26 protein-coding genes and 1 tRNA gene are annotated in these 23,109 nt (G+C 68.7%); 16 read left to right on the top strand and 11 right to left on the bottom strand.

Annotated elements, in window-relative coordinates; all coding sequences use genetic code 11:
- Positions 1-26: 26 nt before the first annotated feature.
- Positions 27-1,235, bottom strand: a complete 1,209-nt coding sequence (locus I7S92_RS01070) for an MFS transporter (RefSeq protein WP_197641620.1) — start codon at positions 1,233-1,235, stop codon at positions 27-29.
- Positions 1,236-1,317: 82 nt separating this feature from the next.
- Between I7S92_RS01070 and I7S92_RS01075 the strand changes: the two genes are divergently transcribed.
- Positions 1,318-1,947 carry a DNA-3-methyladenine glycosylase family protein gene (locus tag I7S92_RS01075; protein ID WP_197641621.1) on the top strand — a complete coding sequence of 210 codons (630 nt, stop codon included), beginning with the start codon at positions 1,318-1,320 and terminating at the stop codon, positions 1,945-1,947.
- Complete coding sequence (locus I7S92_RS01080) at positions 1,944-2,603, top strand: alpha/beta hydrolase (RefSeq protein ID WP_197641622.1); 660 nt, start codon at positions 1,944-1,946, stop codon at positions 2,601-2,603. The genes I7S92_RS01075 and I7S92_RS01080 overlap by 4 nt, the downstream gene beginning before the upstream one ends.
- 51 nt (positions 2,604-2,654) lie before the next feature.
- Here I7S92_RS01080 and I7S92_RS01085 read toward each other — a convergent pair whose 3' ends face one another.
- Complete coding sequence (locus I7S92_RS01085; RefSeq protein WP_197641623.1) at positions 2,655-3,254, bottom strand: outer membrane protein; 600 nt, start codon at positions 3,252-3,254, stop codon at positions 2,655-2,657.
- Positions 3,255-3,435: 181 nt separating this feature from the next.
- A complete protein-coding gene (locus I7S92_RS01090) occupies positions 3,436-5,241 on the bottom strand; it encodes an ABC-F family ATP-binding cassette domain-containing protein (protein WP_197641624.1) in 1,806 nt (601 codons plus the stop codon).
- A 137-nt stretch (positions 5,242-5,378) separates the two neighbouring features.
- Between I7S92_RS01090 and I7S92_RS01095 the strand changes: the two genes are divergently transcribed.
- The 3 genes from I7S92_RS01095 to I7S92_RS01105 all read left to right on the top strand — a co-directional run bounded on the left by I7S92_RS01095 (position 5,379) and on the right by I7S92_RS01105 (position 8,217).
- The gene (locus I7S92_RS01095; RefSeq protein ID WP_197641625.1) at positions 5,379-7,427 is read left to right on the top strand and encodes an ASKHA domain-containing protein; all 2,049 of its coding nucleotides are present in this window, start codon (positions 5,379-5,381) and stop codon (positions 7,425-7,427) included.
- Positions 7,428-7,563: 136 nt separating this feature from the next.
- A complete protein-coding gene (locus I7S92_RS01100) occupies positions 7,564-8,025 on the top strand; it encodes an anti-sigma factor domain-containing protein (protein ID WP_197641626.1) in 462 nt (153 codons plus the stop codon).
- 118 nt (positions 8,026-8,143) lie between these two features.
- Positions 8,144-8,217 (top strand) — tRNA-Gly (locus tag I7S92_RS01105).
- A 46-nt stretch (positions 8,218-8,263) separates the two neighbouring features.
- Here the strand turns inward: I7S92_RS01105 and epmA are convergent.
- Positions 8,264-9,304 carry an EF-P lysine aminoacylase EpmA gene (gene epmA, locus I7S92_RS01110; RefSeq protein WP_197641627.1) on the bottom strand — a complete coding sequence of 347 codons (1,041 nt, stop codon included), beginning with the start codon at positions 9,302-9,304 and terminating at the stop codon, positions 8,264-8,266.
- An 85-nt stretch (positions 9,305-9,389) separates the two neighbouring features.
- Between epmA and efp the strand changes: the two genes are divergently transcribed.
- The 3 genes from efp (at position 9,390) to I7S92_RS01125 (ending at position 12,185) form a co-directional block, all read left to right on the top strand.
- Positions 9,390-9,956 carry an elongation factor P gene (gene efp, locus I7S92_RS01115; RefSeq protein ID WP_197641628.1) on the top strand — a complete coding sequence of 189 codons (567 nt, stop codon included), beginning with the start codon at positions 9,390-9,392 and terminating at the stop codon, positions 9,954-9,956.
- A gap of 159 nt (positions 9,957-10,115) precedes the next feature.
- Entirely contained in the window at positions 10,116-10,898 is a 783-nt protein-coding gene (locus I7S92_RS01120; RefSeq protein ID WP_197641629.1) for a formate/nitrite transporter family protein, read from the top strand.
- A 150-nt stretch (positions 10,899-11,048) separates the two neighbouring features.
- The gene (locus I7S92_RS01125) at positions 11,049-12,185 is read left to right on the top strand and encodes an acyltransferase family protein (protein ID WP_206760971.1); all 1,137 of its coding nucleotides are present in this window, start codon (positions 11,049-11,051) and stop codon (positions 12,183-12,185) included.
- 91 nt (positions 12,186-12,276) lie between these two features.
- Here the strand turns inward: I7S92_RS01125 and I7S92_RS01130 are convergent, their stop codons facing one another.
- A complete protein-coding gene (locus tag I7S92_RS01130; RefSeq protein ID WP_197641630.1) occupies positions 12,277-13,017 on the bottom strand; it encodes a DUF1684 domain-containing protein in 741 nt (246 codons plus the stop codon).
- The gene (murI, locus tag I7S92_RS01135) at positions 13,017-13,829 is read right to left on the bottom strand and encodes a glutamate racemase (protein ID WP_197641631.1); all 813 of its coding nucleotides are present in this window, start codon (positions 13,827-13,829) and stop codon (positions 13,017-13,019) included. The genes I7S92_RS01130 and murI overlap by 1 nt, the downstream gene beginning before the upstream one ends.
- Before the next feature lie 194 nt (positions 13,830-14,023).
- Here murI and I7S92_RS01140 point away from each other — a divergent pair, with 194 nt between their 5' ends.
- From I7S92_RS01140 to grxD, 7 genes are all read left to right on the top strand, one after another.
- Positions 14,024-14,929, top strand: a complete 906-nt coding sequence (locus I7S92_RS01140; protein WP_197641632.1) for a LysR family transcriptional regulator — start codon at positions 14,024-14,026, stop codon at positions 14,927-14,929.
- Between the two features lie 299 nt (positions 14,930-15,228).
- Positions 15,229-17,391, top strand: coding sequence for a phosphoribosylformylglycinamidine synthase subunit PurL (gene purL / locus I7S92_RS01145; protein ID WP_197641633.1), 2,163 nt, complete (start codon positions 15,229-15,231; stop codon positions 17,389-17,391).
- Complete coding sequence (locus tag I7S92_RS01150) at positions 17,391-17,882, top strand: GNAT family N-acetyltransferase (RefSeq protein ID WP_197641634.1); 492 nt, start codon at positions 17,391-17,393, stop codon at positions 17,880-17,882. The genes purL and I7S92_RS01150 overlap by 1 nt, the downstream gene beginning before the upstream one ends.
- A gap of 27 nt (positions 17,883-17,909) precedes the next feature.
- A complete protein-coding gene (locus I7S92_RS01155) occupies positions 17,910-18,146 on the top strand; it encodes a BolA/IbaG family iron-sulfur metabolism protein (protein ID WP_197641635.1) in 237 nt (78 codons plus the stop codon).
- Positions 18,147-18,157: 11 nt separating this feature from the next.
- On the top strand, positions 18,158-18,469 hold the full coding sequence (locus tag I7S92_RS01160) for a hypothetical protein (protein WP_197641636.1): 312 nt from the start codon (positions 18,158-18,160) through the stop codon (positions 18,467-18,469).
- 20 nt (positions 18,470-18,489) lie between these two features.
- Positions 18,490-18,738, top strand: coding sequence for a hypothetical protein (locus tag I7S92_RS01165; RefSeq protein ID WP_197641637.1), 249 nt, complete (start codon positions 18,490-18,492; stop codon positions 18,736-18,738).
- The gene (gene grxD, locus I7S92_RS01170) at positions 18,735-19,094 is read left to right on the top strand and encodes a Grx4 family monothiol glutaredoxin (protein WP_197641638.1); all 360 of its coding nucleotides are present in this window, start codon (positions 18,735-18,737) and stop codon (positions 19,092-19,094) included. Before I7S92_RS01165 ends, grxD begins: the two co-directional genes overlap by 4 nt.
- A gap of 49 nt (positions 19,095-19,143) precedes the next feature.
- Here the strand turns inward: grxD and I7S92_RS23425 are convergent, their stop codons facing one another.
- From I7S92_RS23425 to I7S92_RS01195, 5 genes are all read right to left on the bottom strand, one after another.
- Positions 19,144-19,398: a CcdB family protein gene (locus I7S92_RS23425; protein ID WP_197641639.1), complete on the bottom strand. Its 255-nt coding sequence runs from the start codon at positions 19,396-19,398 to the stop codon at positions 19,144-19,146.
- A gap of 43 nt (positions 19,399-19,441) precedes the next feature.
- Complete coding sequence (locus I7S92_RS23430; protein WP_197641787.1) at positions 19,442-19,567, bottom strand: type II toxin-antitoxin system CcdA family antitoxin; 126 nt, start codon at positions 19,565-19,567, stop codon at positions 19,442-19,444.
- Positions 19,568-19,661: 94 nt separating this feature from the next.
- The gene (locus tag I7S92_RS01185; RefSeq protein ID WP_197641640.1) at positions 19,662-19,979 is read right to left on the bottom strand and encodes an MliC family protein; all 318 of its coding nucleotides are present in this window, start codon (positions 19,977-19,979) and stop codon (positions 19,662-19,664) included.
- The gene (locus I7S92_RS01190) at positions 19,976-20,341 is read right to left on the bottom strand and encodes a cell division protein ZapA (protein ID WP_197641641.1); all 366 of its coding nucleotides are present in this window, start codon (positions 20,339-20,341) and stop codon (positions 19,976-19,978) included. The genes I7S92_RS01185 and I7S92_RS01190 overlap by 4 nt, the downstream gene beginning before the upstream one ends.
- A complete protein-coding gene (locus I7S92_RS01195; RefSeq protein ID WP_197641642.1) occupies positions 20,341-20,838 on the bottom strand; it encodes a hypothetical protein in 498 nt (165 codons plus the stop codon). The genes I7S92_RS01190 and I7S92_RS01195 overlap by 1 nt, the downstream gene beginning before the upstream one ends.
- A 228-nt stretch (positions 20,839-21,066) precedes the next feature.
- Here I7S92_RS01195 and tkt point away from each other — a divergent pair, with 228 nt between their 5' ends.
- Entirely contained in the window at positions 21,067-23,082 is a 2,016-nt protein-coding gene (gene tkt, locus I7S92_RS01200) for a transketolase (protein WP_197641643.1), read from the top strand.
- The last annotated feature ends 27 nt before the right edge of the window (positions 23,083-23,109 follow it).

The raw sequence follows: 23,109 nt of genomic DNA on the forward strand, positions 1-23,109 counted from the left end.
CATGAAATGCGACGAGGAGCGGTGCCTCAGGCCCGGCGCGATTCCTGCGGGCGCAGCCAGAGCCAGATCAGCGCCCCGCCGGCGAGGATCAGGAAGGGCAGCATCGCCAGGTTGACCATCTGCCAGCCGGCCTGAACCGAGCCGCCGGAGCAGTTCATCAGCCCGCCCGAGGAGAACGAGGCCAGCGTGACGCCGCCGAAGACCACGAGGTCGTTGAGCCCCTGCAGGCGGCCGCGCTCCTCGGGGCGCTGGGCGGTGGTCAGCATGGTCGTGGCCCCGATGAAGCCGAAGTTCCAGCCCAGGCCGAGGAGCATCAGCGCGATGAAGAAGTTCTCCAGCTGCACCCCCGCCATGGCGACGGCCCCCGCCGCGGCCAGGATCGTCAGGCCGAGGGCGATGATCCGCTCGGTCCCGAAACGGGCGATCAGGTGGCCGGTGAAGAACGAGGGCGCATACATCGCCAGCACATGCGCGGTCACCACGTCGGCGGCGTCGCCCTTGTCGAAGCCGCAGCCGACCACGGCCAGCGGCGAGGAGGTCATCACCAGGTTCATCAGCGCATAGGAGACGGTGGCGCAGATCATCGCGACCAGGATCGTCGGATTGCGGATCAGCTCGCCCCGGCTGCGACCGAGCGGGCTGCCCTGGGCGGCGGGCTTCGGCTTCGGGATGTCGAGCGCGAGGAACAGGAAGGAGCCGAAGATGTTCAGCGCGATGACGGCGAGGTAGGAGCCGAGGAAGGTCACGGCCATCGCATCGGCGGTGACTTTCACCAGCTGCGGGCCGACGACGGCGGACAGGAGCCCCCCCGCCATGACCCAGCTGATCGCCTTGGGCCGGAAGGCCTCTGAGGCGGTGTCGACGGCGGCAAAGCGGTAAAACCCGTTTGCCGACATGTAGATGCCCGAAAGAAGCGCGCCGATGTTGAACAGAAGGAAGCTGCTGGTCGCAAGCCCCCAGGCGCCGATCACCGCGCCTGCCGCCCCGCCTGCCGCACCGAAGAAGAACCCGGCCCGCCTTCCGTAGCGCTGCATCAGGGCCGAGATCGGAGTGGCGGTCAGCATCGAGCCCACGACCATCATCGTCACCGGCAGCGTGGCCCAGCAGATGTTCGGGGCAAGGCTGGAGCCTGCGAGCCCGGCGATGGTGAAGATCATCGGCAGCTGCGCGCCGAGGATCGCCTGGGCGGCGACGAGGACGAGGACATTGCGGCGGGCGGTGGAGTCGCTGGTCATGGGCTATCGGTAGAACTGCCTACCGGGATCGGCAAGGGGAAAGGGCGGTTGCCTCCGGCGGGGATATTTGGGAACAGAAGAAATGGTGGGTCGGATCATCACATCGCTGGATTGCGTTGCCGAAGGGGCGGAGTGGCTTGCGTGCCGGGAGCCGCGCTTTGCCGCAGCCCTGCCGCTGGTCGGTGACTTGCCGCTGCGGCGCGAGGCGGACGGCTTCGCGGCGCTTCTGCGGGCCATCGTCGGGCAGCAGGTCTCGGTCGCCTCGGCCCGGGCGATCTGGGGGCGGCTGGAAGGGCTGGGGCTGACCGAGGCGGCGGCGATGGCGACGGCCACCGACGAGGACCTGCGGGCGGCGGGACTGAGCCGGCAGAAGGCGCGTTATGGCCGGGCTCTGGCGCAGGCCGGTATTGATTTCAACGCATTGCGCGGCGTTCCTGATGCGGATGTGGTGAAGACTTTGGTCGCCGTGCCGGGGATCGGGGTCTGGACGGCGGAGATTTACGCCATGTTCGCGCTGGGGCGTGCGGATGTCTTCGCGCCAGGGGACCTGGCCTTGCAGGAAGCAGCACGGATGCTGTTCGGGCTGGAGGCGCGACCCTCGGACAAGGCGCTGCGGAAGATGGCGGAGGACTGGTCGCCTTGGCGGTCGGTTGCGGCGCGCATCCTCTGGGCCTACTACCGGGTGGCGAAGGAACGCGAAGGAGTGATGTGATGCGGGAATTGCGGTTCGGACGGAAGGGTGTCGCGAAGGGGCAGGCGAAGAATCTGCTTGTCTTCCTGCATGGTTACGGGGCAGACGGGGCCGATCTTCTGGGCCTTGCCGATGTGCTGGAGCCGCATCTTCCGGGCACGGCCTTCGTCGCCCCCGACGCGCCGGAGCCCTGCCGGGGCGGCGGGTTCGGCTGCCAGTGGTTCCCGATCCCCTGGATCGACGGATCGAGCGAGGTGGAGGCCGGGGCCGGGCTGGCCGCGGCGGCGGATGACCTGAACGGGTTTCTGGATGCAAGGCTGGCAGAGGAAGGGCTGACGGCGGACCGGCTGGTGCTGGTGGGCTTCAGCCAGGGCGCGATGATGAGCCTGCATGTCGCGCCGCGCCGTGACAAGGAAGTGGCTGGGATCGTTGCGATTTCCGGGCGGTTGCTGCGGCCCGAGGCGCTGGCGGCGGAGACGAGGGTGAAGCCGCCGGTGCTGCTGATCCATGGCGACCAGGACCCGGTGGTGCCGTTCTCGGATATGGCGAAGGCAGGGGATGCGCTGGTGGCGGCGGGGTTCCGGACCTATGGCCATGTCATGCAGGGCACCGGCCACGGGATCGCGCCCGACGGGCTGGGCGCGGCGCTGCAGTTCATCCGCGAGCGGCTGGCGTAATGAAAAGGGCCGCCCCCGGCGGGAGCGGCCCCTGATGCGGTGCCGGATGGCTTAGAAGCGCATCGAGACCTTGGCTTGCAGCGTGTTCACGTCGAAGTCGGTGCCCGTGCCATCGAAGTCGTCGAACTGGTGATGCAGGAACTCGGCGCCGACGGTCCAGCGGTCGGAGACCGCATAGTCAAGCCCGGCGCCCAGGAACCAGCCAGTGTCCGACAGGTCCACACCCGCCGCATCCGTCGCGCTGGCATGGGCTGCGCCGAGCGCACCGTAAACCAGGCTGCGGCCCATCTCGGTACCGACAAGCAGCTTCAGGCGGGTCATGTCGTCCAGCGTGCTGCCGGCGGCGCCCAGGTCGATGTCGGCCGAGTCATAGCTGACTTCCGCACCGGCAACCACGTTGCCGAAGTCCCAGAGGTAGCCGCCGTGGATGCCGCCGAGGAAACCGTTGCCGTCAAGGCCGCCGCCGTTCGAGTCGATATCGGCATAGCCCAGCTGGACACCGGCATAGGCGCCCGACCAGTCGATGCCGGGGGCGACGACCGGCGTCACCACCGGAGCCACGGTGGGCTCGGGCTCGACGGCGATGGGGCCGCCGGCGAGGGCGGGTGAAGCGATGGCAACGGTGGCCAGAAGTGCTGCGATAGATCTCATCTTTGTCTCCTTGTTCCGGCGGTCCGGGCGATGAAGTCCGGACGGCTCGCGCAGGATGTGGGACGTCGGGCGGTCGAGAACAATCCCCGTTCACGCGGCGTTGAAGTCCCTTATTCAACTTGCGCGGGTTATGGCGCATCGGTCCGGGGAGTGTCGGCCGGTTCCCGCCGGTTTCCCGGCCTCAGGCCCGGTCGGCGAGATCCAGCCACTCGCTTTCGGCCGTCTCCAGCGCGGTCTGGCGCTCGGCCAGGACCTCGGTCGCCTTGCGGAACTTGACCGGCTCGCGGCTGAAAAGCTCGGGGTCGGCCAGGAGGGTCGAGAGCTTGCCGATCTCGCCCTCCAGCCGCTCGATCAGCGCGGGAAGCTCTTCCAGCCGCTTGCGCTCGGTGAAGGTCAGGCCCTGGGGCCTTGCCGCCCCGGGCTTCGTTGCGGGCTCCGGGCGCGCTGCGGGGCGGTCGGGCGTGGCGGCGGGCGCAGGCGCGGGGCGCTGCGCGGTATAGTCCGACCAGCCGCCGGGGTAGACCGTCGCCCTGCCCTGCCCTTCGAGCGCCACGGTGGTGGTCGCCACCCGGTCGATGAAATCGCGGTCGTGGCTGACCAGGAGCACCGTCCCGTCATAGTCGCCGAGGATGTCCTGCAAGAGGTCCAGCGTTTCCACGTCCAGGTCGTTCGTGGGTTCGTCCAGGATCAGAAGGTTCGAGGGCTGCGCCATCAGCTTGGCCAGGAGGAGCCGCGCCTTCTCGCCCCCCGAGAGGCTGCGGACCGGGGCGCGGGCCTGGATATCGTCGAAGAGGAAGTCCTTGAGATAGCCCACCACATGCCGGGGCTGGCCGCGCACCATGACCTGATCCGCCGCGCCGGAGACGCGCATCAGGGGGTCGCCGGTCAGGTTGTCCCAGAGGCTGGCCTCGGGGTCGAGGCGGGCGCGGGTCTGGTCGAAGACCGCGATCTCCAGGTTGGTGCCCAGGGTGACGCGGCCCTGATCCGGTTGAATTTCGCCCGTCAATAGCTTGAGAAGCGTGGTCTTTCCCACGCCGTTAGGCCCGACGAAGGCCACCCGGTCGCCGCGCAGGATGCGCAAGGAGAAGTCGCGGATGATGGTCTTGTCGCCATAGGTCTTCCAGATCCCCTCGGCCTCGATCACCTTCTTGCCCGATACGGTGCCCGCGTCGAAGGCCAGGGCCGCCGTGCCCTGCCGCCGGATCTGCGCCGCCCGGTCGGCGCGCAGCTGTTGCAGGGCGCGGACCCGGCCCATGTTGCGCTTGCGCCGCGCGCTGATGCCCTCGACCGCCCAGCGGGCCTCGGCCTTGATCTTGCGGTCGAGCTTGTGGCGGGCCTCGTCCTCTTCGGCCCAGACGGTCTCGCGCCAGTCCTCGAAGCCCTGGAACCCGGCCTCGCGCCGGCGCAGCACCCCCCGGTCGAGCCAGAGCGTCGCCTTCGTCAGCGCGCGCAGGAAGGCGCGGTCGTGGCTGATCAGGACGAAGGCTGCGCGGGTGTCGCGCAGTTCCGCCTCCAGCCATTCGATCGCCTGGATGTCGAGATGGTTGGTCGGCTCGTCCAGGAGCATCAGTTCCGGCGCCTCGGCCAGCAGCTTGGCCAGCGCGGCGCGGCGGCGTTCCCCGCCCGAGGCGGTGGCGACGGGGGTGGCGGGGTCGAACTTCAATCCCTCGGCCACCACGGCCAGCCGGTACTCCTGGCCGTCCGGCAGGGCCGAGGCGGCGAAATCGCCGAGCGTGGCGAAGCGCGACAGATCGGGATCCTGCTCCATGTAGCCCACGGTCACGCCGGGCGGGATCGTGCGCTGGCCCTGGTCGGGATCGACCAGCCCCGCCATCAGCTTCATCAGCGTCGACTTTCCGCTGCCGTTACGCCCGACCAGCGCCAGCCGGTCGCCGGGCTGCACGGTCAGCGAGACCTGATCCAGCAGGGGATTGCCGCCGAAGGTCAGCGAGACGGAGTTCAGTTGCAGAAGCGGTGCGCGTGCCATGGGCGCGAGGTAGAGGGCCGCGCGCCCCGCGTCAACGACTTGCCGTGCCGGATTAGGTGCCGGACCTGCCGCTTCCGGTCCTTGCATCCGGCCCGCCCCGGTTTACAACCGGCTGGCGCTAGCAGACGGGGCCCGAAATGACTGCCGAGACGAACGACGCACTGGTGATCTTCACGCCTTCGGGCAAGCGGGGCCGTTTCGCCCTGGGCACTCCGGTCCTGACGGCCGCGCGGCAGCTGGGCGTGGACCTGGATTCGGTCTGCGGCGGTCGCGGCATCTGCTCGAAATGCCAGATCACGCCGGGCTATGGCGAGTTTCCCAAGCATGGCGTCACGGTGTCCGAGGACGCGCTTTCCGACTGGAACGCGGTCGAGGACCGCTACAAGCGCATCCGCGGGTTGATCGACGGCCGCCGGCTGGGCTGCCAGGCCAAGGTGATGGGCGACGTGGTGATCGACGTGCCGCCGGAAAGCCAGGTCCACAAGCAGGTGATCCGCAAGTCGGCGACCGAGCGGGTCATGGTCATGGACCCCGCCACCCGCGCCGTCTATGTCGAGGTCGAAGAGCCCGACATGCACGAGCCGACCGGGGATTTCGAGCGTCTGGCCCGCGCGCTGGCCGCGCAATGGCAGGTGGAGGGGATCGAGGCCGACCTGTCCGTCCTGCGCCGCCTGCAACCCGTGCTGCGCAAGGGCGAGTTCAAGGTGACGGTCGTCCTGCACAAGGGCAACCACGACAGCGTGACGCGCGTGCTGGACATCTTCCCCGGCTTCCACGAGGGGCCGCTCCTGGGCATGGCGGTCGACCTCGGCTCGACCACCATCGCGGCGCATCTGTGCGACCTGACCGACGGGCGGGTGCTGGCCTCCAGCGGGTTGATGAACCCGCAGATCCGCTTCGGCGAGGACCTGATGAGCCGGGTCTCCTATGCGATGATGAACCCCGGCGGCGACATCGAGATGACCCGCGTCGTGCGCGAGGCGATCAACACGCTGGCGCAGGCGGTCGCCGGTGAGGCGGGCGTCGATCCGGCCTCGATCTACGAGATGGTCATCGTCTTCAACCCGGTCATGCACCACCTGTTCCTGGGCGTCGATCCGGTCGAGCTGGGCCAGGCCCCCTTCGCGCTGGCGACCAGCGGAAGCCTGTCGCTGGATGCGCGCGACCTGGACCTCACGAACCTGAACCGCACCGCCCGGGTCTATGTCCTGCCCTGCATCGCGGGCCATGTCGGCGCGGATGCGGCGGCGGTGGCCTTGTCGGAAGAACCGAACAAGTCCAAGGACATGGTGCTGATCGTCGACGTGGGCACCAATGCCGAGATCCTGCTTGGCAACGAAACCCGCGTGCTCGCCTGTTCCTCGCCCACCGGCCCGGCCTTCGAGGGCGCGCAGATCTCCAGCGGCCAGCGCGCGGCGCCGGGCGCGATCGAGCGGGTCGAGATCGACCCCGTGACCAAGGAGCCGCGCTTCCGGGTGATCGGGTCCGAGGTCTGGTCCGACGATCCCGCCTTTGCCGAGGCCACCAAGGCGGCCGGCGTCACCGGCATCTGCGGCTCGGGCATCATCGAGGCGGTGGCCGAGATGCGGATGGCGGGGCTGGTCGATCCCGGCGGGCTGATCGGCGGCCCGGACCAGACCGGCAGCGCGCGCTGCGAGCCGCATGGCCGGACCTTCGGCTACCTCCTGCACGACGGCAGCGCCGAGGGGGGGCCGCGGATCAGCGTGCTGCAGGGCGACATCCGGGCGATCCAGCTGGCCAAGTCCGCGCTCTATGCCGGCGCACGGCTGCTGATGGACGAGATGGGCGTCGAGACCGTGGACCGGGTGACGCTTGCGGGCGCCTTCGGCGCGCATATCAGCCCGAAACACGCGATGATCCTGGGCATGATCCCCGACGTGCCGCTGGAGAAGGTGACGAGCGCGGGCAACGCGGCCGGGACCGGGGCGCGGATCGCGCTTTGCAGCGTCGCGGCGCGCGACCAGATCGAGGCGACCGTGCACGATATCCACAAGGTCGAGACCGCGATCGAGCCGCGCTTCCAGGAGCATTTCGTCAATGCCAACGCGATCCCGCACGCGGTGGACCCGTTCCCGAACCTGAACGGCATCGTCACCCTGCCCGAGGTCAGCTTCAACCCGAAGTCCGGTGGCGACGAGGGCGGGCGCAGGCGGCGGCGCGGCTGATCCCTCCTCGTTCGCCCTCCTCGTTCGACTGCGTCTCCTCGTCGGCGGGCCCCGGCGAGGAGTGCATGGAATGCATCGACGAGCCTTGGCCCGAACCAGGCCTTGCGCCACGGGCCAGAACCCGTAACCTCTCGGCATGGATGATCCTGTCGCCGAGTTGACCGCAACCGCGCCGCCGCCGACCCTGCGCCCGAAGCGCGGCCTGCCGCTCCTGCGCCGGCTTTCCGGCATGGCCGTCGCCATCGTCCTGGTGCTTGCCGCGCTGGTGACGCTGGGCCCTCCCGACCGGCTGCCGGTCGCGATCCTGGCCACCGCCGACAACCGCCTCGCCTATGAGGTGACAAGCCTTGGCGACACGCTGCATGTCGCGCGGGTGGCGGGGGTCCCGGCGGTCGAGGGCCAGGTGCACGAGCTTTGGCTGATCGCCCCCGGCGAGGCGCCGGTCTCGCTGGGCCTGTTGCAGGACGCGCCGCTCGTCGTCTCCTCGCCGGCGCCCCCGGCGGGCTGGATGCTGGCCGTCTCGGTCGAGCCCGCGGGCGGCTCGCCCACCGCGCATCCGACCGGCCCGGTGATCCTGACCGTGAAGATCGGGGCCTGATGCAATCCCCGCCCCTCCGGACGCCGGGCGGCCACCAGGCCCCCCGCTTCTTCCCTGCCGTTGCCCGCCGCAACCGCCTTGACCTCGCCCCGCGCTTCGCTTAGGTCAGGGCCAACGCGCGGGTGTAGCTCAATGGTAGAGCAGAAGCTTCCCAAGCTTACGACGAGGGTTCGATTCCCTTCACCCGCTCCAACGAAACCGCCGCCCCCTCCGGGCGGCGGTTTCGTTTTCCGGGGGTTTACGGCACCGGGGTCCAGAGCACATCGTCGATCCGGGACGCGCCGGTGGCCAGCATAACCACCCGGTCGAAGCCCATTGCGATCCCGGCGGCGGGCGGCATCAGGGCCAGGGCGTCCAGGAAGTCCTCGTCCAGCGGATAGGTCTCGCCATAGACCCGCGCCTTTTCCGCCATCTCGGCCTGGAAGCGCAGGCGCTGTTCGGCCGGGTCGGTCAACTCGCCGAAGCCGTTCGCCAGTTCCACCCCGCAGGCATAGACCTCGAAACGCTCGGCCACCTGCGCGTCGCCCGGCACCTTGCGCGCCAGTGCCGCCTCGGCCGAGGGGTAGTGGTCCAGGATCGTCACCCTGCCCTGCCCGAGCTTCGGCTCGACCTTCTCGGACAGGACCCGGCTCAGCATGTCGGACCAGGTGTCGTCCGGGGCACGGCGGAGGCCGATCCGGTCCAGTTCCTGCCCCAGACCGGCGGCATCGGTGGTGCCGTCGGCGCGGATCGAGGCCATGAGGTCCACGCCGGCATGGATCCGGAACGCCTCGGCCACCGAAAGGCGCTCGGGCTCGGCGAAGGGATCGCAGCTCCGGTCGCGGAAGCGGAGGAGACCGGCCCCCGCCTCGCGCAAGGCGAGGCGCAGGAAGGCCAGGGTGTCGGCCATCAGCACCTCGTAGCCCTCGCCCACCCGGTACCACTCCAGCATCGTGAACTCGGGGGAATGCAGCGGACCCCGTTCCCGGTTGCGCCAGACATGCGAGAAGGCATGGATCCGGGTCTCGCCGGCCGCGAGGAGCTTCTTCATCGCGAATTCGGGCGAGGTATGCAGATACATCGGCCGGGGCCGGCCGTCGTTGCCGATCGCCTGGGTGGCGAAGCCGTGCAGATGCGCCTCGTTGCCGGGACTGGTGGCAAGGGCGGCGGGGTCGACCTCGGTGAAACCCTCGCCCGCCAGCCAGACCCGGATCGCGGACTGGATGCGGTTGCGGGTCACCAGAAGCGGGCGGCGGTCGGCGTGGAAGGCGGGGCTCCACCAGCGGGACGAGGGATTCATCTGGAAATTCCGGTCTGGATGGGTTAGGGCGCGCGGGCAAAGGCCGGTCTAGGGGACCGGACCACCGATCACAAGGACCAGACCTTTGAAAGTCATCGCCTCCTCGCTTCGCAAGGGCAACGTCGTCGAGATGGACGGCAGGCTCTATGTCGTGCTGACCGCCTCGAACTTCCACCCCGGCAAGGGCACGCCCACCACCAGCGTCGACATGCGCCGGATCTCGGACGGGGTGAAGGTCTCGGAACGCTGGCGGACGACCGAGATGGTCGAGAAGGCCACCGTCGACGAGCGCGAATATGACTACCTCTACGAGGATGGCGAGGGGTTCCACTTCATGGAACCGAACACCTACGAGCAGGTCGTCGTCACCGAGGACGTGATGGGGGCGAACAAGCCCTACCTGCAGGAAGGCATGCGCTGCTACGTGAAGACCTTCGAGGGGGTTCCGATCGCGCTGGAAGTGCCGCAGAAGATCACCGTTGAGATCACCGAGACCGAGCCGGTGGTGAAGGGGCAGACGGCCTCGTCCTCCTACAAGCCGGCGATGACCTCGAACGGGCTCAGGGTCATGGTGCCGCCCCATATCGGGCCGGGCACGCGGATCATCATCAACACCGATGATGACACCTATGTCGAGCGGGCGAAGGACTGATCGTCCACGCGTGGACGCCCCGGCCCCCTGAAGCATATCAAGGGGTTGGCTCCGGGCGTTAAGAAAGTCGAAAGCTTTGGAAGGCACGCCGCGGGGGCGTGCCTTTTCGCTTTTCCGGCGTCCGCAAGCGGCTATTCTGACGCCGCAGGGAGGGCCATCATGCCGTCAGACACCCATGACGCCTACAAGCCCGCCGAGATCGCGGCGCTGATCGAGACGGCGGGGGTCGCCAAGGCCGCCCTGCCCCTGCACCGGATGGCCATGCTGGCGCTGCTGGCGGGGGCCTTCATCGGCTTTGGTGCGGCCTTCTGGTGCATGGCGGGGGTGGGCGCGGACCCCGGCTTCGGGCCGCAGCGGGTGCTGGGCGGCATGGTCTTTGCGCTGGGGCTGATCCTGGTCGTGGTCGGAGGGGCGGAGCTTTTCACCGGCAATGCGTTGATGGTGATGGCGGCGGTGGACCGGCGGATCACGCTGGGGGCCCTCTTGCGCAACTGGGGGATCGTCTGGCTTGGCAACCTGGCCGGCGCCCTGGGGCTCGCCCTGGCCTTCGGGCTTTCCGGGCTGCTGGACGGGCCGATGGGCGGGGTCGCGGCGAAGGCGGCGACGGCAAAGGCATCGCTGCCGGCGATGGAGGCCTTCGTCCGGGGGGCCCTGTGCAATGCGCTCGTCTGCCTTGCGGTCTGGCTGAGCTTCGCGGCGCGCTCGGCGACGGACAAGATCCTGGGCGTCCTCTGGCCCGTCGCGGCTTTCGTGGCGCTGGGGCTGGAGCATTCGGTGGCGAACATGTTCCTGTTTCCGGCGGGACTCTGGGCCGGATCGGATGCGGGCACGGCGGGGGTGCTGGGGAACCTTTTCTGGGTGACGCTGGGCAATGTGGCCGGCGGCGCGGGCGGCGTCGCGCTGGCCTATCGCTATGCCTATGGGGCGATGCGGGAAACGTAGGGTGGGCAATATTGCCCACCTTACGCCTGCTCTCCGAACGGCGGTCGGTGGCGGATTGCGCATGGTTTCGGCAACAGCACTTTTCCCCTTCGGCAACTTGCGTCGCAGCCGGAAACCTCCATTGTGGCAAAGCAACTGGAGTCAGGATCCTTGACCATCACGCTCCCCGACCCGGTGACAGGAGAAACGGCACCGGCCGGGACCGCCGGGGCGGCCCATTCGGCCTATGCCGCCCGGTCGCGCTTTGGCAGCCTGGACGGGTTGCGCTGCCTGTGCATCCTGGCGGTCATCTGGCACCACAGCCCCTGGTGGACCGGGATCGCGGGGCGGCCGCGACTTCTGGAGCGTGGCTTTGTCGGGGTGGATTTCTTCTTCGTCCTGAGCGGATTCCTGATCACGACCCTCTTGCTGCGCGAGGCTGGCCGCAAGGGCCGTTTCTCCCTGGCCGGATTCTATTGGCGGCGGGCGCTGCGTATCCTGCCGGTCTACTATTTCGTCGTCACCTTCGTGGCGGCCTATCTGTACTTCGTCTCGGGACGGGCGGAGATCCTGCCGCTGCTGCCCTGTTATTATGCCTTCCTGTCCAACTTCCTGGTGGAGCAGATACCGCTCCTGTCCCCGACCTGGTCGCTTGCGGTGGAGGAGCAATATTACCTGATCTGGCCGCTGGCCCTGCTGATCCTGCCCCGGCGGCTGGTGCTTCCCGTGCTGGCGCTTGTCATCGGCGCCAACGTATTGGGGGCGAGCGGGGTGTTCGGCCTGTCGCCGGCCACGCTGGGTCCGCTTCGCTTCAGCCTGCCGAGCGCGACCTATGCGCCGATCCTGATCGGATCGGCACTGGCGCTGCTGCTGGACCGGGGGCCGGTCTTCGCCGCGCTCTGGCCGGTGCTCGGGCGGCGGGGTGCCGCACCGCTGGCCTTTGCGGCGATCCTCGTTCTCTTGCAGAGCCTGCCCGATGATCTGCGCGGCCTGCCGAACCTGGTCCTGCACCTTGCCATGGCGGTTGCGCTGGCCGCCCTGGTCATGCGCGAGGACCATATGCTCGCCGCGCCGTTGCGCTGGCGGCCGATCGCCCGGATCGGCGAGATCAGCTATGGCATCTACCTGTATCACCTGCTGGCCCTGCATGCGGCCGGTCTCGTGCTTGAAAGACTGGGACTTGCCTCGGGACCCGTCGTCCTGGTCGCCTACCTGGCCCTTTCGATCCTGATCGCCGAGATCAGCGACCGGACCCTGGAAAGCTTTTTCCGCAAGTTCCGCAACCGGGGACCCGGGGCCGGGGCCTGAATCCGGTCGGGATCTCTCGGGACGCATGGCGATCGGCCGGCTCTGCGCGCCGGCCCCGCTGGTCGCCGGGCCGGCAGTCCTTCAGCGGCGTTCAGGGGGCCAGTTCGCCCGCCTCGATGCGGAAGGGCAGGATGTTTCCGGGGGGCGGCAGCGGGCAGATGGCGAAGTCGGTGAAGGCGCAGGGCGGCGAGATGGCGCGGTTGAAGTCAAGCGTGATCTCGGTTTCGCTCGGATCCTCGCCGAAGAGGAAGCGGCAGGCCGGGTAGGTCTCGCCCGCCGTGCGGTCGCGGAAGACGAACATCGGCTTGCCGGATTTCCAGTGCGTAGGCATCAGACTGAAGGTCTGCCCGTCATGGAGGAAGTTGGCGCGATGAGTGAGGGAAACCTCGGCCTTCGAGCCGTCTTTCATCGTGATTTCCGTGGGCTGCGCCTCGATCTTCTCCCACCGGGCGCGGATATTCCAGGCCGGGGCATCGGGGAAGTGGCGCAGCGTGGCGGCCGGCCGGAGGGTCAGGTCGCGGACGCGCAGCGCAGGCGTGCCGTCGACGGTATGGATCTCCAGCAGGAAGGGATCGACCCGCAGTTGCGGGAAAGCGTCGGGGACGGGCTGGAAAGGCCGCGGCGCCTCGCCCGGACGGGCGAAGATGGCGTCGGTGCCGGTGAGGTCGAGCGTGCCGAGGAGGTCGGGACCGGAGGGCAGCCGCACCTCCTGCCCCGCGCCGACGAGATGGCGGCCGGGGGCCAGGTCGATGCGGGCGACGAGGTTCAGCCAGCCGTCGGGCGCGGTCAGCGCGGCAAGGCGGGCGGCGCGGTGGTCTGACAGGGACAGCATCACGCGGCCTCGAAGGTGATCTTCCGGCGCAGGAACTGGGTCGCCTTGTTCGAGACATAGGCCGGGTCGCCGGTGGTGAGGAACCGGGACTGGGCGCCGGACCCGCGGAACTCGGGGCGGCGCTGCAGGTAGTCAGCAAGGCTTTCGGCGACGAGGTTGGCCTGGGAGTAGACCTTGACCTCGGGACCCAGCGCCTCCTGGAAGATCTTTTCCATCAGGGGGTAATGGGTGCAGCCAAGGATCGCGGCCTCGGGGTCGGGCATCCTGCGTTTCAGGGCCTCGACATGGGAGCGGACGAGGGCCTCGGCCAGGATCTCGTCGCCCTGTTCGATGGCGTCGACCACGCCGCCGCAGGGCTGGGCCTCGACATCGACGCCGATGGCGCGGAAGGCGAGTTCCCGCTGGAAGGCGCGGGAGGCGACGGTGGCGGGGGTGGCGAAGAGGGCGACGTGTTTCACCGAGACCTCGCGCGGGGGGGTGTTGTCGCCCCACTGGCGCTCGGTCAGCGCCTCGATCAGGGGCACGAAGACGCCGAGGACGCGCTTTTCCGGCGGCACCCAGGTTTCCTGCATCCGCTTCAGCGCGGCGGCGGAGGCGGTGTTGCAGGCGAGGATCACCAGATCGCAACCCTCGGCCCACAGGCGTTCGGTGGCGGCGCAGGTCAGGTTGAAGATGTCGTCGGCCGTGCGGACGCCGTAGGGGGCGTGGGCATTGTCGCCGAAATAGACGAAGGGGACTTCGGGCAGGCGCTTTGTCAATGCGTCAAGGACAGTGAGCCCGCCAAGGCCCGAATCGAAGACTCCAACCGCCATGCCTGTCCCTTTCCCCGGCGCGGAAACCCCCGCGCGGCCTGCCTTTCGGGGGATCATAGGGCGCTCGGGCCGGGGGCGAAAGGGCCAAGCGGCGGGGTGGCGGGTCGGGGTGCCCAGGGTTTACTTGCGTTCGGGTTTCCCTATGTAGGATCGGATATGATAGGGTGGCCGACGATTTCCGGAAAGGATTGCGCATGGATTGGGACAAGCTGAGGATCTTTCACGCCGTGGCGGAGAAAGGCAGCCTGACCCATGCGGGCGACGTGCTGCACCTGTCGCAATCGGCCGTCAGCCGCCAGATCCGGGCGCTGGAGGAAAGCCTGAACGTCACGCTCTTCCACCGCCATGCGCGGGGGCTGATCCTGACCGAACAGGGGGAGCTTCTGTTCGACGCCACGCAGGCCATGGTCAAGCGGCTGGACGCCACCGCCGCGCGGATCCGCGACAGCGAGGACGAGGTCTTCGGCGAGCTTCGGGTCACGACGACGATGGGCTTCGGGACCTTGTGGCTCGCCCCGCGTCTGGCGCGGCTTTACGAGAAGTATCCGGCGCTGAAGATCGACCTGATGCTGGAGGAGCGCGTCCTGGATTTGCCGATGCGCGAGGCGGATGTGGCGATAAGGATGAAGGAGCCGTCGCAGGCCGACCTGATCCGCAAGCGGCTGATGAACATCCGCATGCAGCTTTTCGCGACGCCGGAATACCTGGCCAAGCATGGCACGCCGGAGACGATGGACGACTTCAGCTCGCACCGGCTGATCAGCCAGCACGCCGGCACGCCGCAGGTGGCGGCCGGGGCGCTCTTGGTGCAGGACCTGATGACGCATGACATCCCCTCGACCCTGACGGTGAACAACTATTTCGGCGTGCTACAGGCGGTGTTGAATCATCTCGGGATCGGGGTGCTGCCGGATTACCTGACCGACGACTTTCCCAATCTGGTCCGCGTCCTGCCCGATGTGGAAAGCGCCGAGGTGCCGGTCTTTCTGGCCTATCCCGAGGAATTGCGCCATTCCAAGCGGGTCGCGGCCTTCCGCGATTTCGTGACCGAGGAGATCATGACCTTCCGCCGCCGCCATGCCGAGGAAGCGGCCGCCTGAGCGGGCGGAATTGCTGCCATGCAGCAAGTGCATATCGGGATTGCCGAATTTGCGGGCACCCTGCCCTTGTCTGCAGCACCATTGGGGCCTATCTGCATCCCAGAAGCGGCGATGAGCGTGCTCTTGCCCCTTCTACCTCCCTGTTGGACTTGGCCGAGCGGAAGCTCGGCCTTTTTTTTTGGCAGCCGCCCCCGGCGGCCGGACAATTCCGTGAAAAAGTGGCGATGGGGCCCTGCGGGGCCTTTGCCCTTCGGCGGGCTTTCCCTTATGAGGCGGGCCAAGCCGCCAGAGGGGATGCCATGCAAGAGCCCGCCATCACGCCGGAAGTCGTCGCCAGCCACGGGATCAAGCCCGACGAATGGGAGCGCCTGCTGGGCATCCTGGGACGGCAGCCGAGCTTTACCGAGCTGGGCATCTTCAGTGCGATGTGGAACGAGCATTGTTCCTACAAATCCTCGAAGATCCACCTGAAGAGACTGCCGACCAAGGGGCCGCAGGTGATCTGCGGACCGGGCGAGAACGCGGGCGTCGTCGACATCGGCGACGGCCAGGCGGTGATCTTCAAGATGGAGAGCCACAACCACCCCTCCTACATCGAGCCGCACCAGGGTGCGGCGACCGGCGTCGGCGGCATCCTGCGCGATGTCTTCACCATGGGCGCGCGCCCCATCGCAGCGATGAACGCCCTGAGCTTCGGCCTGCCCGACCATCCCAAGACCGCGCATCTGGTGAAGGGCGTGGTCGAGGGGATCGGGTCCTACGGCAATGCCTTCGGCGTGCCGACCGTGGGTGGCGAGGTACGCTTCCATGCCGCCTATAACGGCAACTGCCTGGTGAACGCCTTTGCCGCGGGCCTCGCCGATGCGGACAAGATCTTCTATTCGGCCGCCTCGGGCGTCGGGATGCCGGTGGTCTACCTCGGCGCCAAGACCGGACGCGATGGCGTCGGCGGCGCGACCATGGCCTCGGCCGAGTTCGACGATACGATCGAGGAAAAGCGCCCGACGGTGCAGGTCGGCGACCCCTTCACCGAAAAGCGGCTGCTGGAGGCCTGCCTGGAGCTGATGGCCAGTGGCGCGGTGATTTCCATCCAGGACATGGGTGCGGCGGGGCTGACCTGCTCGGCGGTCGAGATGGGCGACAAGGGCGGCCTTGGCATCAAGTTGCAGCTGGACGACGTGCCGCAGCGCGAAACAAACATGACAGCCTACGAGATGATGCTGTCGGAAAGCCAGGAGCGGATGCTCATGGTGCTGAAGCCCGAGAAGGAGGCCGAGGCGCGGGCGATCTTCGAGAAATGGGACCTGGATTTCGCCATCGTCGGCGAGACCATTCCCGAGGACCGCTTCCTGATCCTGCATGGCAACGAGGTGAAGGCGGATATTCCGCTGTCGAAGCTCTCGTCCAGCGCGCCGGAATATGACCGGCCCTGGGTCCCGACCCCGGCGGCGGCCCCCCTGGGCCATGTGCCGCCGATCGAGGCGCTGGACGGGCTGCGGGCGCTGATCGGCTCTGCGACCTATGCGCACAAGGCCTGGGTCTACGAGCAGTACGACAGCCAGGTGGGCGCCGATACGCTGGTGACGCCGGGCCTGCCGGCGGGCGTGGTGCGGGTGCATGGCACGGAGAAGGCGCTGGCCTTCACCAGCGACGTGACGCCGCGCTATGTCAAGGCGAACCCAGTCGAGGGCGGCAGGCAGGCGGTGGCCGAGGCCTACCGCAACCTCTGCGCGGTGGGCGCGCGGCCGCTTGCGACGACCGACAACCTGAACTTCGGCAACCCGGAAAAGCCCGAGATCATGGGCCAGTTCGTCGGCGCCCTGCAGGGGATCGGCGAGGCCTGCCTGGCGCTGGACATGCCGATCGTCTCGGGCAACGTCAGCCTTTACAACGAGACCGACGGCAAGGGCATCCTGCCGACGCCGACCATCGGGGCGGTGGGGCTTCTGGCCAGGATGGACGAGCTGATCGCCGGGCGGCCGGCCGAGGGCGACCTGGCCGTGGTGCTGGGCGCGACCAAGGGGCATCTGGGGCAGTCGGCATTGCTGGTCGAGGCCTTCGGGATCGAGGCCGGGGACGCTCCGCCGGTCGATCTGGCGGCCGAGCGCCGGGCGGGCGAGTTCGTGCGCGCCAACCGCAAGGCGATCCGGGCCTGCACCGACCTGTCGGACGGGGGCCTCGCGCTGGCGGCCTTCGAGATGGCCGAGGGCGCGGGGCTGGGCGTGAAGATCGACAGCGGCGAGATCGGGTTCCTGTTCGGCGAGGATCAGGGGCGTTATTTGGTCGCGGTCCGGGCCGAGGCTTTGCAGGGCCTTCTGGCGGCGGCAAGGGCGGCGGGCGTGCCGATGGCGCTGGTCGGCCAGTTCGGCGGCGACACGGTGGCTTTCGGCGCCGAGGTCGCGCCCCTGGCCGATCTGTCGCGGCTTTACCGCACGGCGTTTGCCGAGATGGTCGGCGTCTGATGCTGCGTCCGGCAGCGGCGGGGGATTTCGCCTTCATCCGGGGGCTGGCCCGCCGTCCCGACTATGCGCCCTTCATCACCGATGAGGACGAAGCGGCGCTGGCGGCCTATCTGGCCGATCCGGCCGCGCGCCTGCTGATCTGGGAGGTCGGGAGCCAGCCGGCCGGCTTCGCGCTGTTCTGCCAGGCGGGGCCCGTGGTCGAGCTGCGGCGGCTGGCGCTGGCCGAGGCGGGCCAGGGCCGGGGCCGGGCCTTCGTGCGGGCGCTGGTCGATCATGGCTTCGGCGCGATGGGGGCGGAGCGGCTGTGGCTTGATGCCTCGGGCGAGAATGCGCGGGCGCAGGCGCTTTACCAGCGCATTGGCTTCACGCTGGAGGGGCGGATGCGCAGGCACTGGTTCCGTCCGGCGCTGGGGCGGGTGGTCGACCTGGTGCTTTACGGCATGTTGCGGGACGAGTGGGAGGGCCTTGAACCCCTTCCGGCGCGGGCCTAGTCTAAAGGGATTGTTCAGGAGACCCCGATGCCAGTCGAAGCCAGCGATATCGAAGCCCTGCTGCGGGAAAGCTTTCCCAACGCGAAGATCACGGTGCAGGGCGACGACGGCGCGCATTTCGCGGCCGAGGTGATCGACGAATCGTTCCGCGGCCTGAACCGGGTGCAGCAGCAGCGCGCGGTCTATGCGGCGCTGAAAGGCAGGATGGACGGGCCGAACGGCGCGCTGCACGCGCTGGCGCTGACGACGAAGGCACCCGACTGACGGAGGCGGCCATGGCGGCGGACAAGGCAAGGCAGGAGCGACTTGGCGTCACGGTCCTGTCGATCGGCGCCTTGTTCCTGGCGGCGATGGGCATTCTCGACCGGCCGGAACCGGGCGAGATCGCCGAGGAACTGCCGGCCTGGTACATGAACTTCAAGGCGGTGCTGCATGGCGCGATGGTGATCTTCCTGCTGGTCGGTCTTGCGCGGCTGCAGGGGATGACCGCCGACCGCCCTGCCCTGCGCCTGCCGCTGCTTCTGCTGATGCTTGCAGGAGTGCTTGGGGCCGCCTATGTGCTGGGACAGGATCTGGGGCTGGTCTAGGTCCGGCAAGGAGTGGACGGATGGCAACGGCAGGCGGCTTCGGGGCGCTGATCCCGGTGGCGATGACGCTGGCGGGGATCGTGTCGATGGCAAGGGCCAGATCCCGGCGGCGGCGGGGCGAAGCGCCCCCGGCGGACAAGGATTTCGAGCGGCGCCAGGCGGCCGCGGCGGAAATGGAACGGCGCATGGCCTCGTATCTGGCGGGGCGCAGCGCGGGGGGCTGGGACGAGGCCCCCGCTGAGGACCGGAAACAGGAGACCGAAAGATGAGCGCGCAGGATCAGATCCGCGAGACGATCGAGAAGAACGACGTGGTGCTGTTCATGAAGGGCACCAAGATGATGCCGCAATGCGGGTTCTCGTCCCGCGTGGCGGGGGTCCTGAACTTCATGGGGATCGACTACCAGGACGTGAACGTGCTGGCCGACGCCGAGATCCGCCAAGGGATCAAGGACTTCAGCGAATGGCCGACGATCCCGCAACTGTACGTCAAGGGCGAATTCGTCGGCGGCTGCGACATCGTCACCGAGATGACGCTCTCGGGCGAGCTGGACCAGCTCCTGGAAGCCAAGGGCGTGGCCTTCGACAAGGAAGCGGCGGACAAGATCCGCGAAGCCAACGCCTGAGATCCGGCGAGGATCGCAAGGCCTGCCGGGACCGGCGGGCCTATTGCCTTCATGCCCCGGTCAGCATCGAGTCGACCGCGCGGATGCTCCGGTCACGCTCATGCGCAAGGCTGAGGACGAAGGTTCCCGGTTCGGCAACGGTCAGGGTCGCGACGACATGCGGCACGATCCGCAACCGGACATCCCCGGCCGTCAGGACGGGCGAGAGGGCGGCGAAGCCGCGGACTTGCCGGCTTTCCGGCGCCGCCGGGCAGACGGTTCGGGTGTCGAGATCTTCCAGCAGGTCCGATTGCAGGACAACCACGAAATCGCCGTCTGCGATGCGGTAAGGTCGAACCGGCGGGCCATCAGACCTTGCGGAACCGGCACAGCGGCATGCCGTTCTCCTTGACCCATTTGTGGCAGTCGGCGACGGCCTCGGCGTTCTCTGCCTTCCAGCGCCGGGCCCGGGCGGCGCGGACCTGGGCGAGGATGCCGTCAGGATCGAGGTGGAACGGCGGGTCATCGGCCGACCTCCTTCACGACAAGGATAACCGCAAGACATACCGCATCGGAAGCGGTATGCCCCTACCCTGCCCGGCAGGTCAGGAGCGGGACCTCGTCCGCGGGCGTCTTCCAGTAGAGCGTCGCCTCGTCGCCCTTGGTCCACCAGACATAGCCCGACCCGTCCGAGGGCCAGCCGTAGCGCGCGCCGGAGGCGGCGGGTTCGTTCACCAACGTGATCTGGCGGCCCTCGACCTGGATCACCACCAGGCTGAGGTCCGGCCCGTTGACATAGGTCGCAGGCACCACGACGCCACGGTCGCAGGCATAGCTGTCGGTCGCGAAGTCCTGCGCGGCAGCGGCCTGCGGCAGGAACGCCGCCAGAAGGGCGAGGCGCTTCATCCGCCGACCTGCTCCTCGACGCGGGCGGCCATGGCCTCGGCCCGGGCGGCGATCTCGGCCAGGGTCTCGAAGACCCGGGGCGGGACCACGGCCACGTCGCGGGTGGCGACGGGGCGGGCCTCCAGCTCGGCCACACGGGCGCGCAGGGTGCGGTTCTCGTCCTCGACCGCGGCGGTCTTGTCGGCCAGCATCAGCCCGGCCATCAGAAGCATCCGCACCTCGGGCAGGCGGCCAAGCTGGGCGACCAGGGGTGCCGCCTCGGCGTCCAGCATGGCGGCGGCGGTCTGGAGGAAGTGCTCCTCACCCGCCTGGCAGGTGACCTGGAAACCGCGGCCGCCGATCATCACTTCAAGTTCGGGCATCAGCGGGCCTCCGTCAGATGGGGTTCGAGGGCGGCGAGAATCTCGTCCATCTCGGCGATCTCGGTCAGGCGCAGGGCGCGGAAGGCGTCCAGCTCGGCCGCCATCGCCTTGTTGATCTGCTGCGGCTCGGTCAGGCCGGAGTCCTGCGCGGCACGCAGCGCGGCGAGCTGTTCGCGCAGGGCAAGGTTGGTGCGGCGCATCCGCTGCAGCTCCAGCCCCTGCACGTCGAGCTGGTGGGTCAGCTTGTCCAGCTTCTGCTGCAGGTCGCCCTTCGACTCGCGCTCCTTCAGGCTGCGCAGGCGTTCCTGGAGCTGGGCGGTGAGGGCTTTCTCCTCTTCCAGCTGGGCGCGCAGGGCGGCATCGGCGGGCGCGGCGGGCACCGGCGCCGGGCGTGCGGGCGGCGGCGCCGGCGGCGCGGCGGCAAGCCGGTCCACCCCCTTGCCGATCCGCTCCAGCGCCGCGGTTATCCGCTGTTCCAGCCGGGAGATTTCCTGCATCGCCACCCCTTTCGCCCGCATCCTGCCTGTCCGGGCGCGGCCTGACGCACCCGGCCCGTCCAGTGTCCGAATCGCACCGGGCGGGTCAAGGGCGATCTTAGCCCGAATCCCGGCGAAGGGGACGGGCCTTTCTTCCCAAGCACTTGGGCACCAAGCTTGATCTTGCCGGGTGCGGCCGTTAGGAGGCTGGGGCAAATTCCCCCTCTCCTTGCCGAAGGAAGCCGCTCCGTGGACATCCAGACCCTCCGCCAGACGCACCCCGATCACTGGATGCGCGCGACCGCGATCCGCGCCCTGACGCTGGATGCGGTGGCGGCCGCGAATTCCGGCCATTCGGGGATGCCGATGGGCATGGCCGACGTGGCGACGGTGCTGTTCGAGAAGCACCTGAAGTTCGACCCCAAGGCCCCGCGCTGGCCGGACCGCGACCGCTTCATCCTGTCGGCGGGGCATGGATCGATGCTGATCTATTCGCTCCTGTACCTGACCGGCTACGAGGACATGACGCTGGACCAGATCAGGAATTTCCGCCAGTGGGGCGCGATCACCGCCGGTCATCCGGAATACGGCCATGTCGCGGGAGTGGAGACGACGACCGGGCCCCTGGGCCAGGGGATCTCGAACGCGGTCGGCTTCGCCATCGCCGAGGAAAGCCTGCGGGCGCGCTGGGGCGCGAAGGTGCAGGACCACCACACCTGGGTCATCGCGGGCGACGGCTGCCTGATGGAGGGCGTCAGCCAGGAGGCGATCGGCCTGGCCGGTCGGCAGCAGCTGGGCCGGCTGATCGTGCTGTGGGACAACAATGGCATCACCATCGACGGCAAGGTCTCGCTGTCGGACGTGACCGACCAGAAGGCGCGGTTCGCGGCCTCGGGCTGGGACGTGTTCGAATGCGACGGGCATGACCCGGTAGAGATCGACCGGGCGCTGACGGCGGCCAAGGCCTCGCCCCGCCCGGCGCTGGTGGCCTGCAAGACGCATATCGCCATCGGCCACGCGGCGCAGGACACGTCGAAGGGCCATGGCGCGCTGACCGACAAGGCGCAGCTGCAGGCGGCGAAGGATGCCTATGGCTGGAAGGGCGGGCCGTTCGAGGTGCCGGCGGACATCAAGACATGGTGGGAGGGGCTGGGTGCCCGTGGGGCGAAGGCCCGCGCGGAGTGGGAGGCGCGGATGGCCGCCCTGTCCCCGGCCAAGCAGGCCGAATTCGCCCGCATCTTCGCGCTTGAGGCGCCGTCGAAGCTGGCCTCGGCCATTCGCGGGGTGAAGAAGCAGGCGGTGGCCGACCTGCCGAAACTGGCCACCCGTGCCGCATCGGAGAAGGTGCTGGCCGCGGTCAACCCGGTGGTGCAGGAGACCATCGGGGGCTCGGCCGACCTGACCGGGTCGAACAACACCAAGACCGCCGACCTGGGCGTCTTCACCGCCGAGGACCGCAAGGGCCGCTATGTCTATTTCGGCATCCGCGAACATGGCATGGCCGCCGCGATGAACGGGATGGCGCTGCATGGCGGCGTGCGGCCCTATGGCGGGACCTTCATGTGCTTCACCGACTATGCCCGCCCCTCGATGCGGCTGTCGGCGCTGATGGGCATCCCGGTCGTCTATGTGATGACGCATGATTCCATCGGTCTGGGCGAGGACGGGCCGACCCACCAGCCGGTGGAGCATCTGGCGATTTCGCGGGCGACGCCGAACACGCTGGTGATCCGCCCCGCCGACCTGGTGGAGACCGCCGAGGCCTGGGAGATCGCGCTGACCGAGAAGACCCGGCCCACGGTGCTGGCACTGAGCCGCCAGAACCTGCCGGCGGTGCGCAAGTCGCATACCAACCAGAACATGGTCGCCAAGGGCGCCTATGTGCTGGCCGAGGCGACGGGCAAGCGGCAGGTGATCCTGATGGCGACGGGCTCCGAGGTGGAGATCGCGCTGAAGGCCCGCGAGGCGCTGGAGGCGGAGGGGATCGGCACCCGTGTGGTGTCCATGCCGTCGATGGAGCTGTTCGCGGCACAGGACGAGGCCTGGCGGCGCAAGATCCTGCCGCCCGGCCCGGTGCGGGTCGCCATCGAGGCGGGCGTGCGTCAGGGCTGGGACCGCTGGCTTCTGGGCGAGCGCGGCCGCGAAGCGAAGGCCGGCTTCGTCGGCATGTCCAGTTTCGGCGCCTCGGCCCCGATGGAACGGCTTTACGCCGAGTTCGGAATCACGGCGGAAGCCACGGTCGCCACGGCGAAATCGCTGCTCTGACCGCCGCAGGGCGGGCAATCTGCCCAC

The sequence above is a fragment of the Tabrizicola soli genome (assembly GCF_015999335.1).
Classification (GTDB): Bacteria; Pseudomonadota; Alphaproteobacteria; order Rhodobacterales; family Rhodobacteraceae; genus Tabrizicola; species Tabrizicola soli.

Coding starts and splice junctions, on each gene's coding strand:
- I7S92_RS01070 (WP_197641620.1), bottom strand. CDS start 1,235: ATGACCAGCGACTCCACCGCCCGCCGCAATGTCCTCGTCCTCGTCGCC.
- I7S92_RS01075 (WP_197641621.1), top strand. CDS start 1,318: ATGGTGGGTCGGATCATCACATCGCTGGATTGCGTTGCCGAAGGGGCG.
- I7S92_RS01085 (WP_197641623.1), bottom strand. CDS start 3,254: ATGAGATCTATCGCAGCACTTCTGGCCACCGTTGCCATCGCTTCACCC.
- I7S92_RS01090 (WP_197641624.1), bottom strand. CDS start 5,241: ATGGCACGCGCACCGCTTCTGCAACTGAACTCCGTCTCGCTGACCTTC.
- I7S92_RS01095 (WP_197641625.1), top strand. CDS start 5,379: ATGACTGCCGAGACGAACGACGCACTGGTGATCTTCACGCCTTCGGGC.
- I7S92_RS01100 (WP_197641626.1), top strand. CDS start 7,564: ATGGATGATCCTGTCGCCGAGTTGACCGCAACCGCGCCGCCGCCGACC.
- epmA (WP_197641627.1), bottom strand. CDS start 9,304: ATGAATCCCTCGTCCCGCTGGTGGAGCCCCGCCTTCCACGCCGACCGC.
- I7S92_RS01120 (WP_197641629.1), top strand. CDS start 10,116: ATGCCGTCAGACACCCATGACGCCTACAAGCCCGCCGAGATCGCGGCG.
- I7S92_RS01130 (WP_197641630.1), bottom strand. CDS start 13,017: ATGCTGTCCCTGTCAGACCACCGCGCCGCCCGCCTTGCCGCGCTGACC.
- murI (WP_197641631.1), bottom strand. CDS start 13,829: ATGGCGGTTGGAGTCTTCGATTCGGGCCTTGGCGGGCTCACTGTCCTT.
- I7S92_RS01140 (WP_197641632.1), top strand. CDS start 14,024: ATGGATTGGGACAAGCTGAGGATCTTTCACGCCGTGGCGGAGAAAGGC.
- purL (WP_197641633.1), top strand. CDS start 15,229: ATGCAAGAGCCCGCCATCACGCCGGAAGTCGTCGCCAGCCACGGGATC.
- I7S92_RS01150 (WP_197641634.1), top strand. CDS start 17,391: ATGCTGCGTCCGGCAGCGGCGGGGGATTTCGCCTTCATCCGGGGGCTG.
- I7S92_RS01155 (WP_197641635.1), top strand. CDS start 17,910: ATGCCAGTCGAAGCCAGCGATATCGAAGCCCTGCTGCGGGAAAGCTTT.
- I7S92_RS01160 (WP_197641636.1), top strand. CDS start 18,158: ATGGCGGCGGACAAGGCAAGGCAGGAGCGACTTGGCGTCACGGTCCTG.
- I7S92_RS01165 (WP_197641637.1), top strand. CDS start 18,490: ATGGCAACGGCAGGCGGCTTCGGGGCGCTGATCCCGGTGGCGATGACG.
- grxD (WP_197641638.1), top strand. CDS start 18,735: ATGAGCGCGCAGGATCAGATCCGCGAGACGATCGAGAAGAACGACGTG.
- I7S92_RS01185 (WP_197641640.1), bottom strand. CDS start 19,979: ATGAAGCGCCTCGCCCTTCTGGCGGCGTTCCTGCCGCAGGCCGCTGCC.
- I7S92_RS01190 (WP_197641641.1), bottom strand. CDS start 20,341: ATGCCCGAACTTGAAGTGATGATCGGCGGCCGCGGTTTCCAGGTCACC.
- I7S92_RS01195 (WP_197641642.1), bottom strand. CDS start 20,838: ATGCAGGAAATCTCCCGGCTGGAACAGCGGATAACCGCGGCGCTGGAG.